Origin of the sequence: Shewanella sp. TC10, assembly GCF_009663145.1 — a bacterium.
Lineage (GTDB): Bacteria > Pseudomonadota > Gammaproteobacteria > Enterobacterales > Shewanellaceae > Shewanella.
In genome coordinates this window covers 14,768-35,811 of record NZ_VKHR01000035.1, presented here as the reverse complement: position 1 = coordinate 35,811, position 21,044 = coordinate 14,768, and the positions used below count along the sequence as shown (strand labels likewise).

The 21,044-nt window shown below is 40.2% G+C and carries 21 protein-coding genes; 8 read left to right on the top strand and 13 right to left on the bottom strand.

Annotated elements, in window-relative coordinates; genetic code table 11:
• Nucleotides 1–19: 19 nt before the first annotated feature.
• The 7 genes from FNZ24_RS13005 to apbC form a co-directional block, all read right to left on the bottom strand.
• Entirely contained in the window at nucleotides 20–346 is a 327-nt protein-coding gene (locus FNZ24_RS13005) for a PilZ domain-containing protein (protein WP_055024454.1), read from the bottom strand.
• Between the two features lie 12 nt (nucleotides 347–358).
• Complete coding sequence (gene holB, locus FNZ24_RS13000) at nucleotides 359–1,318, bottom strand: DNA polymerase III subunit delta' (RefSeq protein ID WP_153914945.1); 960 nt, start codon at nucleotides 1,316–1,318, stop codon at nucleotides 359–361.
• 35 nt (nucleotides 1,319–1,353) lie between these two features.
• Complete coding sequence (tmk, locus tag FNZ24_RS12995; RefSeq protein ID WP_153914943.1) at nucleotides 1,354–1,983, bottom strand: dTMP kinase; 630 nt, start codon at nucleotides 1,981–1,983, stop codon at nucleotides 1,354–1,356.
• A complete protein-coding gene (gene mltG, locus FNZ24_RS12990) occupies nucleotides 1,980–2,990 on the bottom strand; it encodes an endolytic transglycosylase MltG (RefSeq protein WP_153914941.1) in 1,011 nt (336 codons plus the stop codon). Before mltG ends, tmk begins: the two co-directional genes overlap by 4 nt.
• A 19-nt stretch (nucleotides 2,991–3,009) precedes the next feature.
• Nucleotides 3,010–3,855, bottom strand: a complete 846-nt coding sequence (gene pabC, locus FNZ24_RS12985; RefSeq protein ID WP_153914939.1) for an aminodeoxychorismate lyase — start codon at nucleotides 3,853–3,855, stop codon at nucleotides 3,010–3,012.
• 269 nt (nucleotides 3,856–4,124) lie between these two features.
• Entirely contained in the window at nucleotides 4,125–4,763 is a 639-nt protein-coding gene (gene udk / locus FNZ24_RS12980) for a uridine kinase (RefSeq protein WP_153914937.1), read from the bottom strand.
• 9 nt (nucleotides 4,764–4,772) lie between these two features.
• Nucleotides 4,773–5,888 carry an iron-sulfur cluster carrier protein ApbC gene (apbC, locus tag FNZ24_RS12975; protein ID WP_153914936.1) on the bottom strand — a complete coding sequence of 372 codons (1,116 nt, stop codon included), beginning with the start codon at nucleotides 5,886–5,888 and terminating at the stop codon, nucleotides 4,773–4,775.
• A 155-nt stretch (nucleotides 5,889–6,043) separates the two neighbouring features.
• Here apbC and metG point away from each other — a divergent pair, with 155 nt between their 5' ends.
• Complete coding sequence (gene metG, locus FNZ24_RS12970) at nucleotides 6,044–8,089, top strand: methionine--tRNA ligase (protein ID WP_153914934.1); 2,046 nt, start codon at nucleotides 6,044–6,046, stop codon at nucleotides 8,087–8,089.
• Nucleotides 8,090–8,166: 77 nt separating this feature from the next.
• Here metG and FNZ24_RS12965 read toward each other — a convergent pair whose 3' ends face one another.
• Nucleotides 8,167–10,101, bottom strand: coding sequence for a monovalent cation:proton antiporter-2 (CPA2) family protein (locus FNZ24_RS12965; RefSeq protein ID WP_153914932.1), 1,935 nt, complete (start codon nucleotides 10,099–10,101; stop codon nucleotides 8,167–8,169).
• Nucleotides 10,102–10,130: 29 nt separating this feature from the next.
• The gene (locus FNZ24_RS12960) at nucleotides 10,131–10,898 is read right to left on the bottom strand and encodes a Nif3-like dinuclear metal center hexameric protein (protein ID WP_153914930.1); all 768 of its coding nucleotides are present in this window, start codon (nucleotides 10,896–10,898) and stop codon (nucleotides 10,131–10,133) included.
• A 197-nt stretch (nucleotides 10,899–11,095) separates the two neighbouring features.
• On the opposite strand from FNZ24_RS12960, the gene FNZ24_RS12955 reads away from it, so the two are divergent.
• Nucleotides 11,096–11,461 (top strand): hypothetical protein, encoded by a 366-nt coding sequence (locus FNZ24_RS12955; RefSeq protein WP_153914928.1) that lies wholly within the window; start codon nucleotides 11,096–11,098, stop codon nucleotides 11,459–11,461.
• Nucleotides 11,462–11,615: 154 nt separating this feature from the next.
• Here the strand turns inward: FNZ24_RS12955 and FNZ24_RS12950 are convergent, their stop codons facing one another.
• A complete protein-coding gene (locus FNZ24_RS12950) occupies nucleotides 11,616–12,080 on the bottom strand; it encodes a glycine zipper 2TM domain-containing protein (protein WP_416384836.1) in 465 nt (154 codons plus the stop codon).
• An 80-nt stretch (nucleotides 12,081–12,160) separates the two neighbouring features.
• On the opposite strand from FNZ24_RS12950, the gene aat reads away from it, so the two are divergent.
• The 3 genes from aat to infA all read left to right on the top strand — a co-directional run bounded on the left by aat (nucleotide 12,161) and on the right by infA (nucleotide 13,874).
• A complete protein-coding gene (gene aat, locus FNZ24_RS12945) occupies nucleotides 12,161–12,868 on the top strand; it encodes a leucyl/phenylalanyl-tRNA--protein transferase (protein WP_153914924.1) in 708 nt (235 codons plus the stop codon).
• Nucleotides 12,858–13,571 (top strand): arginyltransferase, encoded by a 714-nt coding sequence (locus tag FNZ24_RS12940; RefSeq protein ID WP_153914922.1) that lies wholly within the window; start codon nucleotides 12,858–12,860, stop codon nucleotides 13,569–13,571. The genes aat and FNZ24_RS12940 overlap by 11 nt, the downstream gene beginning before the upstream one ends.
• A gap of 84 nt (nucleotides 13,572–13,655) precedes the next feature.
• Nucleotides 13,656–13,874, top strand: coding sequence for a translation initiation factor IF-1 (gene infA / locus FNZ24_RS12935; protein ID WP_011496276.1), 219 nt, complete (start codon nucleotides 13,656–13,658; stop codon nucleotides 13,872–13,874).
• A 146-nt stretch (nucleotides 13,875–14,020) separates the two neighbouring features.
• Here the strand turns inward: infA and clpA are convergent, their stop codons facing one another.
• Both clpA and clpS read right to left on the bottom strand, forming a co-directional pair.
• The gene (gene clpA, locus FNZ24_RS12930) at nucleotides 14,021–16,279 is read right to left on the bottom strand and encodes an ATP-dependent Clp protease ATP-binding subunit ClpA (protein WP_153914920.1); all 2,259 of its coding nucleotides are present in this window, start codon (nucleotides 16,277–16,279) and stop codon (nucleotides 14,021–14,023) included.
• Between the two features lie 60 nt (nucleotides 16,280–16,339).
• Complete coding sequence (gene clpS, locus FNZ24_RS12925; RefSeq protein WP_102528713.1) at nucleotides 16,340–16,648, bottom strand: ATP-dependent Clp protease adapter ClpS; 309 nt, start codon at nucleotides 16,646–16,648, stop codon at nucleotides 16,340–16,342.
• A gap of 195 nt (nucleotides 16,649–16,843) precedes the next feature.
• Here clpS and cspD point away from each other — a divergent pair, with 195 nt between their 5' ends.
• Nucleotides 16,844–17,050, top strand: coding sequence for a cold shock domain-containing protein CspD (gene cspD / locus FNZ24_RS12920; protein WP_055024439.1), 207 nt, complete (start codon nucleotides 16,844–16,846; stop codon nucleotides 17,048–17,050).
• A 229-nt stretch (nucleotides 17,051–17,279) separates the two neighbouring features.
• Here the strand turns inward: cspD and FNZ24_RS12915 are convergent, their stop codons facing one another.
• Entirely contained in the window at nucleotides 17,280–19,505 is a 2,226-nt protein-coding gene (locus FNZ24_RS12915) for an NADP-dependent isocitrate dehydrogenase (protein ID WP_153914918.1), read from the bottom strand.
• Nucleotides 19,506–19,789: 284 nt separating this feature from the next.
• On the opposite strand from FNZ24_RS12915, the gene FNZ24_RS12910 reads away from it, so the two are divergent.
• Together FNZ24_RS12910 and FNZ24_RS12905 are read left to right on the top strand one after the other, a co-directional pair.
• Nucleotides 19,790–20,449, top strand: coding sequence for an rRNA large subunit pseudouridine synthase E (locus FNZ24_RS12910; RefSeq protein ID WP_153914916.1), 660 nt, complete (start codon nucleotides 19,790–19,792; stop codon nucleotides 20,447–20,449).
• A 105-nt stretch (nucleotides 20,450–20,554) separates the two neighbouring features.
• Nucleotides 20,555–21,034: an NUDIX hydrolase gene (locus FNZ24_RS12905; protein ID WP_153914914.1), complete on the top strand. Its 480-nt coding sequence runs from the start codon at nucleotides 20,555–20,557 to the stop codon at nucleotides 21,032–21,034.
• Nucleotides 21,035–21,044 lie beyond the last annotated feature (10 nt).

Below are 21,044 nucleotides of genomic sequence, written 5' to 3'. Positions count from 1 at the left end.
AGCCAGCAAGAATACCTAGCTACATAGTGCAGGTCAAATCACTTGAAGAAAGTTCACTCGAAAGTAATTTTTCTATGTGATGTTTATGACTCTCAGGATCGGTTTTAATTTTAACCCCAATACCTGCAGGCCTTCCACCAGAAGCACCTAGGGGATTAATCCAAACAACAACACCTTTAAAGTCTGTCATTTGCGATGTACCGGGTAACTTATATGATATCGACAGTTCTTGGCCTAAAAAGTGGCTTTCTGTAGTCGAAATAAATAAACCTGCTGGTTTAATAAATGGCATATAAGCTCTGTACAATTGGTGCAGAGTATCAAAATTTACAACAAGATCGGTCATAATCTCAGTCTATTATTTAAGATGAATAAGTTGTCTAAATTCAAGTATATAATCTTGGCATAAAGCCGGAGCATTAATACTTGCCATTGTTGCTAGTCGTTGACACATTTGTGCCACTTTCGAAGACAAACCAATAATGTTACTTATAGCTAAAGCGTCTAGCTCTTTACTTTTTAACACATATTGCCTTAAGTACAAATATAAAACATTAAGCGCATCAACAATTTGATGTTCAGAAACCTTAATTAAACTACCCGTCAAATGGCCTGACTTAATACTCAACGCCCAATCAGTACGAAACTGTATTAACTGCTGATAATGATTGCTACTGAGGCTTTCAGCTAATTTCAGTGGGCCACCAATCATACTCAAACACCAAGTGACATCATGGGGCTTTTCACCTGGATTCACAGTTGGCAGCATCTGGTAAGCTTGCAGCCAGTCATACACTTGTCTTCTATCGGGTGTATGAAAAGCCACTTTTTGGCAGCGACTCTTAATTGTTGCTAGTAATCGAGAAGGAACATCTGTCTGTAATATGATTAAAATATTATTACCGGGTTCTTCAAGTGTTTTTAGTAACGCATTCGCTGACGCTAAATTAAACTGCTCACAATTTAAAATAATAGCAACTCGTTGACCACCTTGCTGAGCTGTGACGGTAAGCTTTTGGCATAAGTCGCGAATTTGATCGACTTTAATTTGAGTGCCGTCAGCCTTAATCACATGACAATCAGGGTGTGTACCAGCCTTAAATAACAAACAACTTTTACATTGGCCACAAGCACCCACAGGGGTTAAAGCTGTGCACATTGCCGCTTCTGCCATTTCATTCGCTAAAATATGGCCACCTAAGCCTTGGTCAATACTGACAAGTTGAGCATGGGCACTGTGGCCACTATTACGCTCATTGATAAAGCGCTCAAACGGCGCATCTAACCAAGGTAATTGATGTAAACCAAATGCTTGCATTATAAGCCTGCTGTAATCATTTGTCGTATCATGACTTAACCTAACCTAGCCGATAATTCATGAGCAATTTGCGCATGCACTTGCTCAATGGTTTGACTGGCATCTATAACAATGATTGACTCGTCTTCTGCTGCAAAAGACAAAAATGTTGCTCTTGCACGCTCGAAAAACTCTATCTTTTGAGTTTCAATTCTATCTAACTCACCACGATTCGCCGCTCGAGTCAGCCCTAATTGCGGGTCAATATCTAGATATAAGGTTAAGTCAGGTTTAAACCCTTTCAAGGTAATATCACTGATTGATTTAACTAAAGGCATTAAGCCTCTGCCACCACCTTGATAGGCTAATGAAGATAAGTTATGACGATCGCCTAATACCCAAGTGCCTTTCGCTAAGGTTGGTTTAATCACATTGGCAATCAGTTGTGCTCTAGCCGCGTAAAATAATAAGCACTCAGCTTCATCACAAAGAGGGTCAGTTTCATCGGCAATTTTTACTAAATCACGCATTTTTTCAGCAAGGGGCGTACCGCCAGGCTCTCGAGTACATACTGGTGCTTGTTTAGTATGTTGAGTAATGATTGCTTTGACTAATTCAATAGCGCTTGATTTACCTGCGCCTTCTAGTCCTTCAATCACGATAAACTTAGCTTGTTCTTGGGTCATTTTCTATTTCTCTGGTATTCGTTTACTGCGCGGTTATGTTGCGCTAATGTCTCTGAAAACACATGACTGCCATCGTTGCGTGAGACAAAATATAAGTAGTTTACATCTGCTGGTTTTGCCGCAGCAAAAATTGCAGCTTTACTCGGTGCCGCTATGGGCGTTGGCGGTAAACCATTGATTCGATATGTATTGAATGGGGTATGCTCACGTAAATCGCTACGGGTAATATTGCCTTTATATCGGTCACCCATTCCGTAAATAACGGTTGGATCTGTCTGCAAGCGCATGCCTAACTTCAAGCGATTATTAAATACAGCCGCCACCCAGTCACGCTCAGAAGGCTTACCGGTCTCTTTTTCAATAATTGACGCAATTGTGAGTAACTCATAAGGTGTTTTTAACTTAAGATCGGTATCTCGCTCACTCCAAGCCGCTTCCAGTGTTTTTTGCATCATTAAATAGCTACGATTTAAAATCGATTCGAGAGAGTCATTCGCTTGATATTGATAAGTCTCTGGGAAGAATTTTCCTTCAGGTAAGCCTGATTCATCTCCATTTTTAAGCAAAACACGGTTAAAAACTTCAGCATCAAAAGTTAAATGAGGTAAGTCCGCTAACGCTTCATGCCACTCTTTAATCGTTTTGCCTTCAATTAACGTAATTGAGAATGTCATTTCGTCGCCGCGATTTAACTTGGTCAGTAAACTTCCGATAGAGTCTCCTGGAGCAATTTGATATAAACCAGTGCGAATATGAGCATATTCAGGCTTGATTTTAAGTAAGTACTTAAGTTTCCAACTATCAGTAATGATTTGCTTGTTTTCTAAGTCAGAACCCAGTTTGGTGACATTCATGCCCTGAGCTATGGTCAATTCTGTTGGTTCATCAATTGATAACATTTGCTCTGGATAAGCAATAATCTGCTGATATCCTAAAAAGCCAACAACACAGGCTACTGTTGTCAGAGTCATCAAGGATGTAAGTAAAATGGTGATGGTTTTTTTCATATTATTTTAAATAAGGGCTCTAGTATAAAAGGTTAAGCTGAGTTAATACGTTATGGGTCATTGCCCACGGTTTATAATGATGGCTTGAGCTTAAATTTGAATTAATCACACCCATATTAATGCTATTGATATTCACCATACCTAATAAACTATTAGTGATAAATACATGCTCAGCATTTTGTAAATCAGTCAAGCTTATCGCTTTCGCCATTACCACAATATTGTTCGTTAATAAGGCATCGATCACTTGTTCGCGCATCACGCCTGATACGCCACATTGATTCATCGCAGGTGTTATCACCTGCTCACCTTTAACAATAAATATATTCGCCATTGAAGACTCAACAACATAGTTATCAGCATCTAAAACTAACCAGTCATCAACGCTTTCTGGAAGTGCTTGTTGCTTCACCAGTACTTGCTCAAGACGATTAAGATGCTTCATTCCAGCAAGTAACGGCTGTTTGCCTAATAAAACAGGCGAAAGTGCTAAAGATATTCCACAAGCTTGCCAGTTTGCATACGAAGCGGGTACATCATGCAAAGAAATAACTTCGGAAATATTAGGTGATTCAGGAGCAGTATATCCACGTCCGCCGACTCCGCGACTAAGCAGTAGTTTAATACAGCCTTGTCTTAGTGTTTGAGCATGAACATTTAAACGCTGCGATATTGAATTAATATCTGGAATGCTAAAGCCTAATCTTTGACAGGTTTGTTGCAGTCTTAGTAAATGTTCAGTCAAAAATAAAATCTGACCATCACAGACTCGCATAGTGGCAAATGCCCCATCTCCATAGGCAAGTCCCCTATCGAGAGCTTGAATCGTATTATCAGATTGTCCATTCACAAATACCGAAGACATGATTTCCTTAACTCATGGTTAAATAAGCTCGTAAAATAATATAGGCAGGCTTATTTATTCTTAACTAACTATATATTCTTAACTAACTATTGATTCAATATTCGCAGCTAATAGCAAACATTGCAAAATAGTGATTGTAGATACTGACAAGCGTGAATAAAAATGTATATAGACACTGATGCCAGAGTGGCCTCAGTTAAGAATTGAGGCTCCAAAATAATGGAGCCCTTATCTAGAAAATCTGAGATCACATCCTTGTTATCTTTAGATTATCTCGCTAACAGATGCTGAATTCTTGCTTTAAGAATATCTGTTGCAATGCGATTTTTACCACCTCGAGGGACAATAATATCAGCGTGCTGTTTTGATGGTTCGATGAACTGTAAAAACATAGGGCGAACAGTGGCTTTGTACTGTGCAATAACTGACTCCATAGTACGACCACGCTCGGCAACATCACGTGTTAAACGACGTAAGAAACAGATATCCAATGGCGTATCCATAAATACGCTGGCATCCATCAGTTCTCGTAGTTTCGGATCGGTTAACAATAAAATCCCTTCTAAAATAATGACCTTTTTAGGTTGCATATCAAGGGTTTTAGTCATACGAGTATGTTCTTTGTAGCTATAACAAGGGATGTTAACCTGCTCACCTTTCTTTAATTGCTTAAGGTGTTCAGCTAATAGCTGATGATCCAGTGCTTTAGGATGATCATAATTAGTTTTAACACGGTCTTCCATTGTCATATGACTTTGGTCACGGTAATAAGCGTCTTCATTAATCACACCGATTTGATCTGTGCCTAGGTCACGCTTAAGCTCTTCAAAAATCGTTTGGGCAATTAAACTTTTGCCTGATGCTGAAGCACCTGCGATACCAATAATGACACATTGCTGAGAATTCATTACTTAACCTTACTCGTCGTCTGAAATACTAATTGAAACTGTGTTTTTATTTTGCTGCTTCGCAAGTTGAGCACCGACTTTACGGGCTATTTCACGATAAATTGCTGCAACTTCTGAATCTGGTTTACTAACAACCGCAGGGTTACCTTCATCCATTGATTCACGAATATTAATATTAAGCGGCAATGCCCCCAATAATGGTACTTCGTAGCGCTCTGCTATCTTGCTACCGCCGTGGGTGCCAAATGGGTGTTCTTTGTGACCACACTCCGGACATAAATGAAAGCTCATGTTCTCGATAATACCCAATACTGGAATATCAACTTTTTGGAACATGGTGATACCTTTTTTGGCATCTTCAAGTGCGATATCTTGCGGTGTTGTCACCACGACAGTGCCGCTTACAGGAAACTTTTGCGACAAGGTTAATTGTATGTCACCTGTTCCAGGTGGCAAATCAATCACTAAATAATCCAGTTCAGGCCACTGGGTTTCTGTTAATAATTGGTTTAAAGCACCTGCAGCCATCGGTCCACGCCAAACAGCCGCTTCTCCATCGCCTAACATAAAGCCAATTGATTGCGCAGCAATGCCGTGAGCCGAAGCTGCTGTCATCATTTTGCCATCTGGAGATGTCGGTTTAAAACCTTGTAGCCCAAGCATCATTGGAATAGATGGGCCATAGATATCGGCATCTAAAATACCAACTTCAGCACCTTCAGCTTTTAACGCTAACGCTAGGTTAACGGCTGTGGTTGATTTACCCACGCCGCCTTTTCCTGAAGCGACAGCAATCACTTGCTTGATGTTCGGAATAGGCTCTACAGAAGCAATAGCTGAAAATACGCGAGGCTGGAAGTCAATTTCACATTCTACTTCGTCGATAGCATCTAATACGGCTAATTTTTTAGTCACATCCATGACGGTATCACGGTACTGCGTCATACAAGGATATGGATAAACCAAGCCTAATAACAAACGTTTGCCCTCAATGGCTAGTTTGTTAACGCAACCCGCAGACACTAACCCTTCGGCTAAATATGGATCTTGAAATGCATCTAAAATACTCAATACTGGACCAAGAAGGTCATCACTTAATTGATAATCTGTATGCGAAGTAGACAAAAGCAGAACTCCCAGCAATAAATTTGCCCAAGTGTACCAGAATTAGAGAAAAATGAGCGCTAATTTAGCCGTTTTTGTTGTTGTTTGATGAAATAATCACTTTGATCGGTTAGTATCTTGACCATATATTTAGTGTAATCGATTGTTGAGACAAAATGACAAATTCACAACGTAAAATCCTGGTGACAAGTGCCCTCCCATATGCAAATGGTCCAATCCATTTAGGTCATATGCTTGAGTATATTCAAACTGATATTTGGTCTCGCTACCAAAAGCTTCGTGGACATGAATGTCACTATATTTGTGCTGATGATGCCCATGGCACACCAATCATGCTCAAAGCTCAACAAATGGGTATCACTCCTGAGGAAATGATTGCACAAGTTCAAAAAGAACATGAACAAGATTTTGCAGACTTTAATATCCAATTTGATAATTTCCATAGCACTCACAGCGATGAAAACCGTGAGCTTTCGACTCAAATTTATCTAAAATTGAGAGAAGGCGGCTACATCAAAAGCAAAACCATTTCACAGCTTTTTGATCCAGAAAAAGAAATGTTCTTGCCAGATCGCTTCGTTAAAGGCACATGCCCGAAATGTAAGAGTGAAGATCAATACGGTGATAACTGTGATAACTGCGGTGCGACATACAGCACAACTGATTTGATTAACCCATACTCTTCAGTTTCAGGCGCTACACCTGTCATGAAAGATAGTGAGCATTTCTTCTTTGACTTGCCTGCATTTGAAACCATGTTAGGCGAATGGCTTTCATCAGGTTCTATGCAACCTGAAATCGCTAACAAATTAAGAGAATGGTTTGAGCAAGGTTTACAGCAGTGGGATATTTCTCGAGATGCGCCTTACTTCGGTTTTGAAATTCCAGATCAGCCAGGTAAATTCTTCTACGTATGGTTAGATGCGCCTATCGGCTATATGGGCTCATTTAAAAACTTATGTGATCGTAGAGACGACATTAATTTTGATGATTTTTGGGCTAAAGATTCAACTGCTGAACTTTATCACTTCATTGGTAAAGATATTGTAAACTTCCACGGTTTATTTTGGCCAGCAGTGCTTGATGGTGCAGGCATTCGTAAACCAACGGCAATCTTTGCTCACGGTTATGTCACTGTCAATGGCGCTAAGATGTCTAAATCAAAAGGGACGTTCATTAAAGCACGGACTTATTTAGACAACTTAGACCCAGAATACTTGCGTTACTACTACGCTGCAAAACTGAATAACCGTGTTGATGATTTAGATTTAAATCTTGAAGATTTTGCCCAACGTGTTAATTCTGACTTAGTCGGAAAATTAGTTAACCTTGCATCACGTACGGCAGGTTTTATCAGTAAGCGTTTTGATGGCAAGTTAGCAAAAATTAACGATACATCGTTAACTGAAGCCTTCCTTGCTAAACAAGATACTATTGCAGAACTATACGAAACACGCGAGTTTGGTAAAGCGATGCGTGAAATCATGGCGCTTGCTGACTTAGCCAATGCTTATGTAGCAGAAGCTGCACCATGGCAGTTAATTAAACAAGAAGATAAGCAAGAAGAAGCGCATCAAGTTTGTAGTAATGCACTTAACTTGTTCCGCATTCTAGTGACTTACTTAAAGCCAGTATTACCAACTCTTGCAGCCAACGTTGAAAGCTTCCTTCAAATCACGCTAACTTGGAATAATTTAGACCAAGATTTAGCAGGGCATGAGATAGCTAAATTCAAAGCGTTAATGCAGCGTATTGAAATGAAAAGCATTGAAGCAATTATCGAATCTTCTACTGAAAATCTTCAAGTCACGCAAACCACAGAAGCACCAAAAGTTGAAGCGGTTCAAACAGAACTTGAAAAAGAGCCATTAGCGCCGGAAATTACTTTTGATGACTTTGCTAAAATCGATTTGCGTATCGCGCTTATTGCCAAAGCCGAGCACATCGAAAAAGCTAACAAGCTGTTAAGATTAGAACTCGATTTAGGCGGTGAGACTAAACAAGTATTTGCTGGTATCAAATCGGCTTATGCCCCTGAAGATTTAATCGGCAAGCATACTGTCATGGTAGCTAACCTTGCACCACGTAAAATGAAATTTGGTGAATCAGAAGGTATGGTATTAGCTGCAGGCCCTGGTGGTAAAGATATCTGGATTTTAGAGCCACATGCTGGCGCTAAACCAGGTATGCGAGTGATGTAATCAGCATAATCAAGCTGCAATAATTCGTAAAAAAGGCCGTCGTATGACGGCCTTTTTAATACATGTAATTTACAACATTACGAGTGGACGCGAGTTTCGCCATCTTCTTCGTTACAATCTTTATTTTCACATGGCGCTTCTTGGGCAAAACGTTGACTCTTATAAGCCTCAGTATCTGCTTCAATCGCTTCTTTCAAACGCTCTTCATATTCAATGAATAGATTAATAAAGTCACCGCCAAACTTCTCACCGTCAGAACGACCGACCCATTCATTATACAGCACTTCTGAAGCTTCTTTTTCAACCTTCATATAAGTCTGTTTTTGCCTTTCGACTAACTCTGAAGAGAACCCCATGGCTTTCATTGACTCAGCACCGACTTTCAGCGCAGAACGAAATGTTTCAGATTCAACATAATCTGCTCCTGCTTGACGTAATAAATGACCGTGACCGCGGTCAAAAGCTCGGCTAATCACTTTTAAGTTAGGATATTTATGCTTAAGGTGTTTAACCAATTCTACGCTGCTCTGTGGGTTATCAATCGCTACAACAAATGCCGAAGCCGTAGCAACTCCCGCAGTTTCAAGTAAGTCAGGTCGAGTGGCATCACCATAGTAGGCTTTAGTGTTGATTCTACGTAAATTGTCTACTTGAGTAGCTTGATGATCTAGTACTACCGTTTTAACGCCATTAGACAGTAATAGTCGGTTCACAATCTGGCCAAAACGGCCTATACCCGCAATAATGACGGTGCCTTGCTCATCTACTTCATCGTGCTCACGGTCATTCGATGTTTTCTGGTACTTAGGTAAAATGACTTTCTCATAAAAGATGAATAAGCCTGGAGTCAAGAACATTGATAAAGCAACGACTATCGATAATGGCTGCGCTATTTCAGGTGAAATGACATGATTTTGTTGGCTAAAGCTTAATAGTACAAATCCAAACTCCCCTGCTTGCGCCAAACTTAAGGTATATAACCACCTATCGCTGCCTTTGATGCGAAACATAAAGCTCAACATGAGCAATACCAGCGCTTTTAAAATCATCACTGCTGCAGTAATACCTAAAATAGCCCCTAAATAATTCCACAGAATTTCAAAGTCGATTCCAGCCCCTACGGTAATAAAGAACAAGCCTAACAAGAGTCCTTTAAAAGGGCCAATATGTGTTTCAAGCTCATGTTTAAATTCACTGTTAGCGAGAACCACACCCGCTAAGAAGGTGCCAAGAGCTGGTGAAACACCAACTAAGCTCATTAAGGTTGCAATACCAATCACTAACAATAAAGCCGCAGCGGTTGAGATTTCACGCACACCAGAATCAGCAATAAATCTAAAAACAGGTCGACTCAAATAATGCCCACCAAATACAACTAAACCGATTGAAAGAACCAGTATCAGCGCATACAAACCGCCGTGTAAATCTGCCACTAGAGACAATTCTTCATGATGTTCAGCAGCACTGGCGACCGTTGTCTGCGCAGCTTCAACTAATTCAGGCTGGGCCAAAAGTGGAATAAGCGCAAGCATTGGGATCACGGCAATATCTTGGAATAACAATACTCCAAACGCATTTTTACCCGCAGAGGTTTTGGTCAACCCTTTCTCGTTCAACGTTTGCAGTACAATCGCAGTCGAAGAAAGTGAGAAAATTAAACCAATGGTTAGCGCCACCGTCCAAGGCATATCAAACATCAATGCTATGGCCATCACAATACCTGCCGATAAGCCTACCTGTAGGCCACCCATGCCGACTAATCGATGCCGCATTGACCACAGCATTTTAGGTTCAAGCTCGAGACCTACTAAAAATAACATCATGACCACACCGAATTCAGCAAAATGCTGAATGGTGTTCGTTTCACTGCCAACTAATCCAACGATCGGACCAATAACCACCCCAGCGATTAAGTAGCCGAGCACTGAGCCTAAGCCCATTCTTTGTGCTATCGGAACTGCAATAACTGCAGCTGATAGGTAGATAAATGCTTGGATGAAATACTCAGTCATAATGCTATTCCTTAAGCGATATCAGAAAGTTAAACTGGATTAACAATATCAATAAAATGATGCGTAATGCCGAATTCTTGCGCTAAATGTTCCCCTAAAGCTTGTATACCAAATTGCTCAGTCGCATGGTGACCTGCAGCAAAATAATGGATCCCTTGCTCCATAGCACAATGAAATGTACGTTCTGACACTTCACCACTAATAAACGCATCGACGCCAAGCGATGCAGCATGATCGATATAATCTTGCGCTCCACCGGTACACCAAGCGAGCGTAGAAATAGACTGGGTTTCATCACCGATATGAAGTGGTTCTTTATTCAGTTTTGCAGCCAACAGCTCATTCATTTGCAAAACGCTCAATGGTTTAGGCAATTTCCCCTTCCATAGCAAGTTTTGCGGGATCTCAGTACACACTTCTACATCGATTAAACCTAATTGATTGGCAAGTTCTGCATTATTGCCTAAGGTATCATGCGCATCTAAAGGTAAATGATAGCCGAATAAATTAATGTCGTGAGTCATTAAGGCTTTAATTCGATTGTATTTCATCCCTGTTATCACTTCTGGCTCATTTTTCCAAAAAAATCCGTGATGAACTAAAATAGCATCAGCATTCAGCGCTGCAGCTTGCTCAATCAAAGCTTGGCAAGCTGTAACACCAGTTACAATCGTTTTTATCTCTTCAGTTCCCTGCACCTGCAGCCCATTGGGCGCATAATCTTTAAATTGGTTTACATTAAGAAAATCATTTAGATATTTGGATAATTGCTGGCGAGATACAGACGTTAATGACATAAAACTAACCCTAAAATTTTTGATACCAACAGTGTAACGCAGTCCAATACTTATTGAAAAACCCTTGTTAAGATTGATTATTTGCTAGGCTATTTTTGCTTAAATTGGACTTTTGGGTGCATTAAACACTAAAATTAGACCTAAGGGATGTTGAAAACATTAAATAAACTATTCATTACAGAAAAATAGGTCTCAAAATGTCAAACTTGACTAAAGAAGCGCTTATCGCCGAATTAAAAGCTGCTCTTGAAAAGCAAACTTCAAAAACTGTTGAAATTGAACAGAAAGGCAGTTGGTATAAAATTGATGGCGGCAAGTCTTTACGCTTTAGCGATCTTGAGCAAATGCACCTTGAAGCAACTCAAGGTCAGCCAGCAGCAGAAGCGCCTGCCGCTAAAAAAGAAGTGGCAAAAAAGTCTGCTGCTAAACCTGCAGCCAAGAAAGCTGTAGCTAAAAAGCCAGCGGCCAAAAAAGCCAATACTTCTGGTGGTAAAACGCCAAAAGAATTATGGCGTGAAAAATTAGCCAATGCAGGTAAAAATACTTTACCGCGCGGCTTCTAATATTTGCACTTGATATATTCACAATAGTGATAAAACTAAAAGGAGCCAAAGGCTCCTTTTTTATTAACTGTTATTACTGTGTTTTCAAGTTACAGCGGCCAAAACACTGCTTGCTTAGCCCTAATGACATAGCAATATAGCTACTCAATAATAACTACATAGCAATATCGACTCTTACATAACCTGTAAGGTACACCACGCGCACTTCGTCACCAGCCACGAACGTCATACCTGGATCTAAGTCCTGGATCACCATGACTTGAGTTCCATCATCTAGGTTAATCATCATCTCTATTAACTGGTACTCAAGAGTGCGGGTTGAATTTCCGTATCGATTCGCTGCAGCGCCGCCTAACAAAGCCCCAAGAACCGTAGCGACATCCTGCCCAGAACCACCACCAAATTGATGGCCAACAACGCCACCGATTAACGCTCCGCCAAACGTTTTCCAACCAAGGTTTCGATCTTCGACTAATTGAGTTTCTGTGACATGTTTAATGGAAGCAACATGCCCATATATGACTTTTTCAACAGGTACTGCTTGATTACGCTCATAAGCTGCAACTGCTGAGTGACTAACAAATGAAATTAATATGGCGAAAAGCGCACTAAATGCCATCACTGAGGTGTTTGTGAGTTTCAACATAAGCAAAATTCCGCTAACGTATGCATAAGGTTTAGTAAATAATATACTTAATTGTGAACTCACTGTCTTATTTAAATCATCTTCCGCACTTCCCAGATCCACAGCAAGCGCTAGATGAACCCAATGGCTTACTCGCTGTTGGTGGCGATTTATCACCTCAACGTTTAGTTGAAGCCTATTATCAAGGTATTTTCCCATGGTTTAATGATGATGACCCCATCCTGTGGTGGTCACCTGAGCCTAGAGCAATCTTTTTGCCAAAGGCTAAGCCGTTAAATAAAACCATGAAAAAATTCCTTCGTAAGACCCAATGGCGATTCACCATTAACCATGCATTTTCACAAGTCATTAAAGCATGCTCTGAGCCAAGGTTAACTCAAAAAGAAACTTGGATCTCATCGGACATTCAAGATGCATATATTCAGCTACATTTATTGGGTAAAGCCCATTCAATTGAAGTTTGGGACGACAAGCAATTAATAGGCGGTTTATATGGGATTGCAGTTGGCGGTGTATTTTGTGGTGAGTCTATGTTTCATCGTCAAACTAATGCTTCCAAAGCGGCTTTTGCAATGCTAAATCAACATCTGGTCAAACATGGCTTTAAACTAATTGATGCCCAAATTATGAATCCGCACCTTGAAACCTTAGGCGCTCAACCTTGTCCTCGTGAAGATTTCTTATCAACACTAAAACAATTACGTAATCAGGTTATCGATAGCAAGGCTTGGATAGCACAAGAGGTATGTTTTGAGCTCTAGAAGTATCAGTGTTGGTATTAGCCACCCTTTTGATTGCAGTTACATCGAAGGACTAAAAGAGCAACTGCTCATCATCCAAGAACCACAATTGGATAGTGCGCTATTCGAGCAACTTTTAGGGATGGGGTTTAGACGAAACGGCAATTCTATTTATAAACCAAGATGCCCTAGTTGCTCAGCATGCCAATCTATTCGAGTTGTAGTACCTGAATTTACAATATCAAAAAGGCAAAAGCGCACACTTAAAAACAACCAAGATTTACATTGGGAAGTCACCACTCACGTCACTGATGCGCATTATGCTTTATATGAAAAATACATTATTGGCCGTCATTCAGATGGTCCCATGTATCCACCCAGTGAAGATCAATTCAATGATTTTTTATTGTGTGACTGGTTAGAGGCTACTTACATCGAAGTGTACCAGCAGGATAAACTGATTGGTGTAGCCGTTACCGATAAGATGAATAACAGCCTCTCTGCGATATACAGTTACTTTGATCCTGATTACGCCAAGCGCTCACTAGGTGTTTATATGATCTTGGTGCAATGCCAATTAGCGCAACAGTTAGGTAAACAATTTTTGTATTTGGGCTATCAAATTGATGAAAATAGAAAAATGAATTACAAACGTTTATATCGCCCATATCAAATATTAACGGCAAATGGCTGGCAATATATTGAAAAAGAACACTCGCTATAGTGTTTCAATCCTTTACAGCAAGCGCTTTTTGGGGCATGATACGGCGAATTTTTTTATATTTGAAGGCATAAAGGTAACCAATTAATGGCGAAAGAAGACAACATTGAAATGCAGGGCACAATCCTTGAGACCTTGCCAAATACAATGTTCCGCGTTGAACTTGAAAATGGTCATGTTGTGATTGCACACATTTCTGGCAAGATGCGCAAAAACTACATCCGTATTTTAACGGGTGATAAAGTTACGGTTCAGTTGACTCCTTACGATTTAAGTAAAGGTCGTATCGTCTTCCGCGCACGTTAATACTGCCTCATCTATTTAAAAACCCGGCATAAATGTCGGGTTTTTTATTGGCTAAAGATTAACGTTGATACAAAAAATGGCTATCTGATTTCAGATAGCCATTTTTATTGAACGATTAACAATTAGATGCTAAATCAATCTGCGTTCTACGACACTTTCTCTTCGCATTCGCAGTTAATGACAATTTCATTGTCTTTAACATCCACTTTGGCTGTGCCGCCCGCTTCTAATTTGCCGAACAATATTTCATCGGCTAATGGTCGTTTAATCAACTCAGTGACTACACGGCCCATAGGTCGTGCACCCATATTTTTATCGTAACCTTTCTCAGCAAGTAATGTGCGAGCTTCATCAGTGACTTCAAGCGTGACACGTTTCTCATCAAGTTGTGCTTGTAATTCAATTAAAAACTTATCAACCACTTTCGCGATAATGGTCATATCTAAATGATTAAACCAAATAATCGAATCTAAACGGTTACGGAATTCTGGGGTAAATACCTTATTGATTTCTGACATAGCATTAAGACTATTATCTTGTTGCTTAAAGCCAATTGAGGTGCGAATAGTTTCCTGTACACCAGCATTGGTCGTCATCACTAAAGTGACATTTCTAAAATCAGCTTTACGACCGTTATTATCGGTTAGCGTACCGTGATCCATCACTTGCAGTAGCAAGTTATAAACATCTGGATGGGCTTTTTCGATTTCGTCCAATAACACCACACAATGAGGGTTTTTAATCACAGCGTCAGTTAATAAACCGCCTTGCTCATAGCCCACATAACCTGGCGGCGAACCAATTAAACGTGAAACCGCATGTCGCTCCATGTATTCAGACATGTCAAAACGAATCAACTTCATGTTTAAGCAAGAAGCCAACTGATTTGTCACTTCGGTTTTACCCACACCCGTCGGCCCTGCAAATAAGAAACTACCAACTGGTTTTTTCTCTGCACCTAAACCGCTACGAGATAATCTAATTGCCGAGCTAAGCCCCTCAATCGCCTTGTCTTGGCCAAACACCAACATTTTAAGATTACGCTCAAGGTTCTTAAGTAAATCCTTATCAGTCGACGATACCGACTTCTCAGGGATCCGAGCAATTTTAGCAATGATGGCTTCAATTTCTGGCTGACCAATGGTCTTCTTACGCTTACTTTGCGGCAGCATTACCATCCGAGCGCCCGCTTCATCAATCACGTCAATGGCTTTATCAGGCAAATGACGGTCGTTGATGTGTTTTGCAGATAAACTTGCCGCAGAACTAATCGCAGCTTGTGTGTAGCGCACTCCATGATGCTCTTCGTATTTTGATTTAAGACCTAATAGAATTTTGGTGGTCTCTGCAACTGAAGGCTCATTGATGTCAATTTTTTGGAAACGTCGTGCAAGAGCACGGTCTTTCTCAAAAATACTTTGATATTCTTGGAAGGTTGTTGAACCCATACAGCGAAGAGAGCCATTAGACAGTAATGGTTTTAACAGGTTAGATGCATCCATTACCCCACCAGATGCAGCACCTGCACCGATAATGGTATGGATTTCATCAATGAACAATATCGCATGTTCATTTTTACCTAACTCTTTAAGCAAACCTTTGAAACGTTTTTCAAAGTCACCACGATACTTAGTACCAGCAAGTAGTGAACCTAAGTCTAATGAGTAAACGGTTGCATCTTTAATGACATCAGGTACCTGATCATTAACGATACGATAGGCAAGCCCTTCTGCAATGGCAGTTTTACCCACGCCCGCTTCACCCACTAATAACGGATTATTTTTGCGACGACGACATAAGGTTTGAATAGCTCGCTCAACTTCATCGTCACGGCCAATTAATGGATCAATAACACCATCTTTGGACATCTGATTTAAATCAGTGGCAAATTGAGACAACAAACTTCTATCTTCAGTTGCTTCACCGCCTTCTTCAGAAGCCTCGGGATTATTAATTTCAGCGTCGTCATCATCTTTTGGCAAGCCATGAGAAATGTAATTCACCACATCTAGACGCGTAATTTCACAGCGGCGCAGTAAATAAACAGCTTGAGATTCTTGTTCACTAAAAATTGCCACTAACACGTTAGCGCCAGTGACTTCGTTACGCCCAGAAGATTGAACATGGAAGACTGCACGTTGCAGTACACGTTGAAAACCTAAGGTTGGTTGGGTTTCACGTTCTTCAGTGCTTTCGGCTATTAATGGGGTTGTTTGTTGAATGAAGTTAGATACTTCCTCGTGGAGACGAGTGATATCCGCGCCACAAGCCAATAGTGCTTCTTTGGCCGATGGATTATTGATTAATGCTAATAATAAATGTTCTACCGTCATATATTCATGACGTGAATCTCTAGCTTGTTGAAACGCTAGGTTCAAGGTGACTTCGAGATCTTTGTTTAGCATAAGCACCCCCTAAAAATACTCATAAACTGCAGAGTTACCGTTCGAGAATCAACATGTTCATTAAGCTGTTTCTAAAGAACACAGTAATGGATGTTGGTTTTCTTTGGCAAATTGATTTACTTGTAACACTTTCGTTTCAGCAATGCCAAACGAATAAACACCACATATTCCCTTACCTTGGTGATGGATAGCCAACATAATATCGGTGGCTTGTTGTTCATCCTTATTAAAAAAGCGTTGTAACACTTCTATCACGAAATCCATCGGAGTGTAATCATCGTTGTTTAACACGACTTTATACATTGAAGGTGGTTGTAGCTCCGATTCAACACGTTCTTCGGTGTGCTCTACGCTGCCTAATCTACCCATGAGTTAATACTAGCCTCTAGTTTGGTACAAGACCAATTGATATTATTAAATTAATTAAATGTTGTCATATTGTTAATTTTTACTTGACATCTTTTCGTACAAATTTCATTCTGTTCTGAGGCGGCGAAAGAGACCGCTGATTAAAATAAGTTTTACTATCTTACTGGTAAGTAGACAACAGAAGGAAGTGGAAGTATGGCAAGCGGAACTGTTAAATGGTTCAACAACGCCAAAGGATTCGGGTTTATTTGCCCAGATCAGGGTGGCGAAGATGTATTTGCACATTATTCAACAATCGAAATGGAAGGTTACAGAACGCTAAAAGCGGGCCAACCTGTAGATTTCGAAACTGAGCAGGGCCCTAAAGGGATGCATGCTTCAGCCATTTCACCAACTAAATAGTCGGTGAAACTATAAAACAAAAAGGCAGAGATTTTAATCTCTGCCTTTTTTATTTATCAAAATTAATGTAAATAGTAATTTGTTTGCCTAAAAAACACTCAAGGTTAGGTGTTGATGACAAATTTACTTACACAAATTTTCATCGTAAAAATTTTATTTGCACCAAAAACAAAAAAACAGAGACGATTGTCTCTGTTTTTATATTGAGGTTTGACTCTTTACTAAAGCCTTATGCTGTAATAAACGAATTCAATAGTGCGCTTGGGCGCATCGCAGTTTCAGCTTTTGCTGCATCTAAACGGAAGTAACCACCTAAATCGACAGCTGGGCCTTGTGAATCATTCAGTTCAGCAACAATCGCCGCTTCGTTAGTGGTTAACGACTCAGCTAATGCAGCAAATTCAGCAGCAAAAGAAGTATCAACCGTTTGAACTGATAAAGCTTGAGCCCAGTACATAGCTAAGTAGAAGTGGCTACCACGGTTATCAAGTTCACCAACACGGCGTGAAGGAGACTTGTTGCTATCTAAGAACTGTCCAATTGCAGTATCAAGCGTATCCGCTAATACTTGTGCCTTCGGGTTATTCTGAGTTTGGCTTAAATGTTCTAAAGAGGCTGCTAACGCTAAAAACTCACCTAATGAATCCCAACGTAAGTGCCCTTCTTTTTCAACTTGTTGAACATGCTTAGGCGCACTACCACCTGCACCCGTTTCAAATAGTCCACCGCCATTCATTAACGGAACAATTGAAAGCATTTTCGCACTTGTGCCTAGTTCAAGAATTGGGAACAAGTCAGTTAAGTAATCACGTAATACGTTACCAGTGACTGAAATAGTATCTAGACCTTCATGAACACGTTTAAGTGTCGCACGAGTCGCTTCAACAGGCGCTAGGATCTGTAAGTCAAGGCCGTCTGTATCATGATCTTTCAAATAAAGATCAACTTTAGCAATCAATTGCGCATCATGAGCACGGTTGCTATCTAACCAGAAAATTGCTGGAGTGTTGCTTAAACGAGAACGATTAACCGCTAGTTTAACCCAGTCACGGATAGGCGCATCTTTAACTTGGCACATTCTGAAGATGTCACCCACTTCGACATTGTGGCTCATTAGCACATCACCCGCGCTATTGATCACCTTAACAACACCAGCTGATGCTATTTCAAATGTTTTATCATGGCTACCGTATTCTTCCGCTTTTTGCGCCATTAAACCAACGTTTGGCACACTGCCCATGGTCGTTGGATTAAATGCGCCATTTTCTTTACAGAAAGAAATGGTTTCTTGATAAACACCAGCGTAACAACGATCTGGGATCATTGCTTTCGTGTCTTTTAGTTGACCATCTGGTCCCCACATTTTACCTGATGAGCGAATTGCAGCTGGCATAGACGCATCAATAATGATGTCGCTAGGTACATGCAAGTTTGTGATACCTTTGTCAGAATCAACCATAGCAAGTGCAGGACGTTTAGCATAAACAGCGGCGATATCAGCTTCGATTTCTGTGCGCTTAGCTTCTGGTAAACCTGCAATTTTAGCGTACACATCGCCAAAACCATTGTTAACATCAACACCTAATTCATCAAATAATGCTTGATGCTTAGTAAAGACGTCTTTGAAGAATACTTTAACTGCATGACCAAATAGAATTGGATCAGACACTTTCATCATGGTCGCTTTTAAGTGAAGAGATAATAAAACATCTTCAGATTTAGCCGCTTCAATTTCACGTTCATAGAATGCTTGTAATGCTTTGTTGCTCATTACAGCAGTATCAATGATTTCACCCGCAAGCAAAGGTAGACCATGCTTAAGGGAAACTTCTTGGCCGTCAGCTTGAGTCAGTACGATATTTACCGTGTCGGCATCAGATACTGTTACTGATTGCTCGCTACCGTAAAAGTCACCTTCGCTCATATGTGCAACATGAGACTGAGAATCACTTGCCCATTTACCCATTGAGTGCGGATTTTTCTTGGCGTAGTTTTTAACAGATGTCGGTGCACGACGATCTGAGTTACCTTCACGTAATACAGGGTTTACTGCACTACCTTTAATTTTATCATAACGGCTTTGAGCTTCACGCTCAGCATCTGTTGCAGGCTCATCCGGGTAATTAGGAATGTCGTAACCTTTAGCTTGAAGCTCTGCAATACAGGCTTTCAATTGAGGAATTGACGCACTGATATTAGGTAACTTAATAATATTGGCTTCAGGAGTCCCAGCCATCTCACCTAATTCAGTTAATGCATCAGAGATTTTCTGTTCAGCAGTTAACTTTTCAGGAAAGTTTGCAATTACACGGCCTGATAAAGATATATCTCGGGTCTCAACTTTTACACCAGCTGCATTGGTAAATGTGCGGATGATAGGGAGTAATGAAAGCGTAGCTAATGCTGGCGCTTCATCAGTTTCAGTATAAATGATCGTTGGAGAGTTATCTTTCATGCTTTTTCCTACATTATTGAAATAAAAAGTTTTTATAAATTATTATTGTAATAAGTAACTACCTAAAATAGCTTCAATCTTGTTGTCGAAGTCTATTTATATGCGGCACAAATCCATATGAAAATAGAAAAATAAACTGTGGCTGTGGTAACAAAAGTGGGCACAGATCACATTTTTTAGGCCAACATCATAGATCATTATCTCGCAGATTCAAATTCCACTAAGGCCCAATGCCAAGTAAACTATGCAAAATAATTCAATTTCGCCCATAAAAAGGCTTATGTATGCCAGCAAATGACAAAGCAAAACGATTTAGTACTAAACCGGCATTTGCCAGAACAACCAAAAAGCCAGCCAACAATAACAGAAAAATGGCAAAACGCCCTGTAAAAAAAGCGGTGGAAAATCCAATAATAGTGTTATTTAACAAACCGTTTGATGTGTTATGTCAATTTACTGATGAGTCAGGAAGACAAACCTTAAAAGATTTTATTCCGGTCAAAGATGTTTATGCTGCAGGCAGACTCGATAGAGACAGCGAAGGATTATTGTTACTCACTAATGACGGTAAGCTCCAAGCTCAAATTACCCAGCCAAAAAAGAAAACTTTTAAAACCTACTGGGCTCAAGTCGAAGGAGTTCCGAGTGAACAAGCGATAAAGAATTTGTGCCAAGGCGTTGAATTAAAAGACGGAATGACTCTTCCTGCTAAAGTTACCATTATGGATGAGCCCAAAGTCTGGGACAGAACTCCACCAGTACGTGAACGAAAATCTATTCCTACCACTTGGTTAGAAATCCAAATCTGTGAAGGTAGAAACCGACAAGTTAGAAGAATGACAGCGCACATTGGCCATCCGACTTTAAGATTAATTCGCTATAAAATAGGTCAATGGAGTTTAGATGACATTGAAAATGGCCAGTACAAGACGATTGCTCAGTAAAATTTCGATTTATTAGATTGATGCCAATGTGCTTCAGCGTGTTTGTAATTAGGAATTACACTCGACATTATCATTAGCTACTTACCGCTAAAATAGGATAACTCAATGACTCAGCAACGCTACAAACCCAATACCACTGTGGCTTGCGTAATCCATTGCCAACAGAAGTTTTTATTAGTTGAAGAAATCATTGATGGACAAGTTTGCTTTAACCAACCTGCAGGGCATATTGAGGCACTAGAAACAATTCCACAGGCTTGTAAACGAGAAGTTAATGAAGAGACTGGATTAGACATAGAATTAGTAGGCTTGATTGGTATCTATCAATTCAGCGCAGATGAGCAACTGGCTTTTGTACGGTTTACCTTCGCAGCTGAGTCTGAAAACCTGATAGATTGCCAGCCTTTAGATGAAGCGATTAAAGCTTGTCACTGGTTTACTTTAGATGAAATAAAGTCTCGTAAACATCAACTTAGAAGCCCTTTGGTGATTAAATGCATCGAGGACTATTTACATAAAGCTCACAGCCCATTATCACTGATCAATAGTGACCTGCAGATGATAGCCGACAACAACAATGCATGATAGAATATGC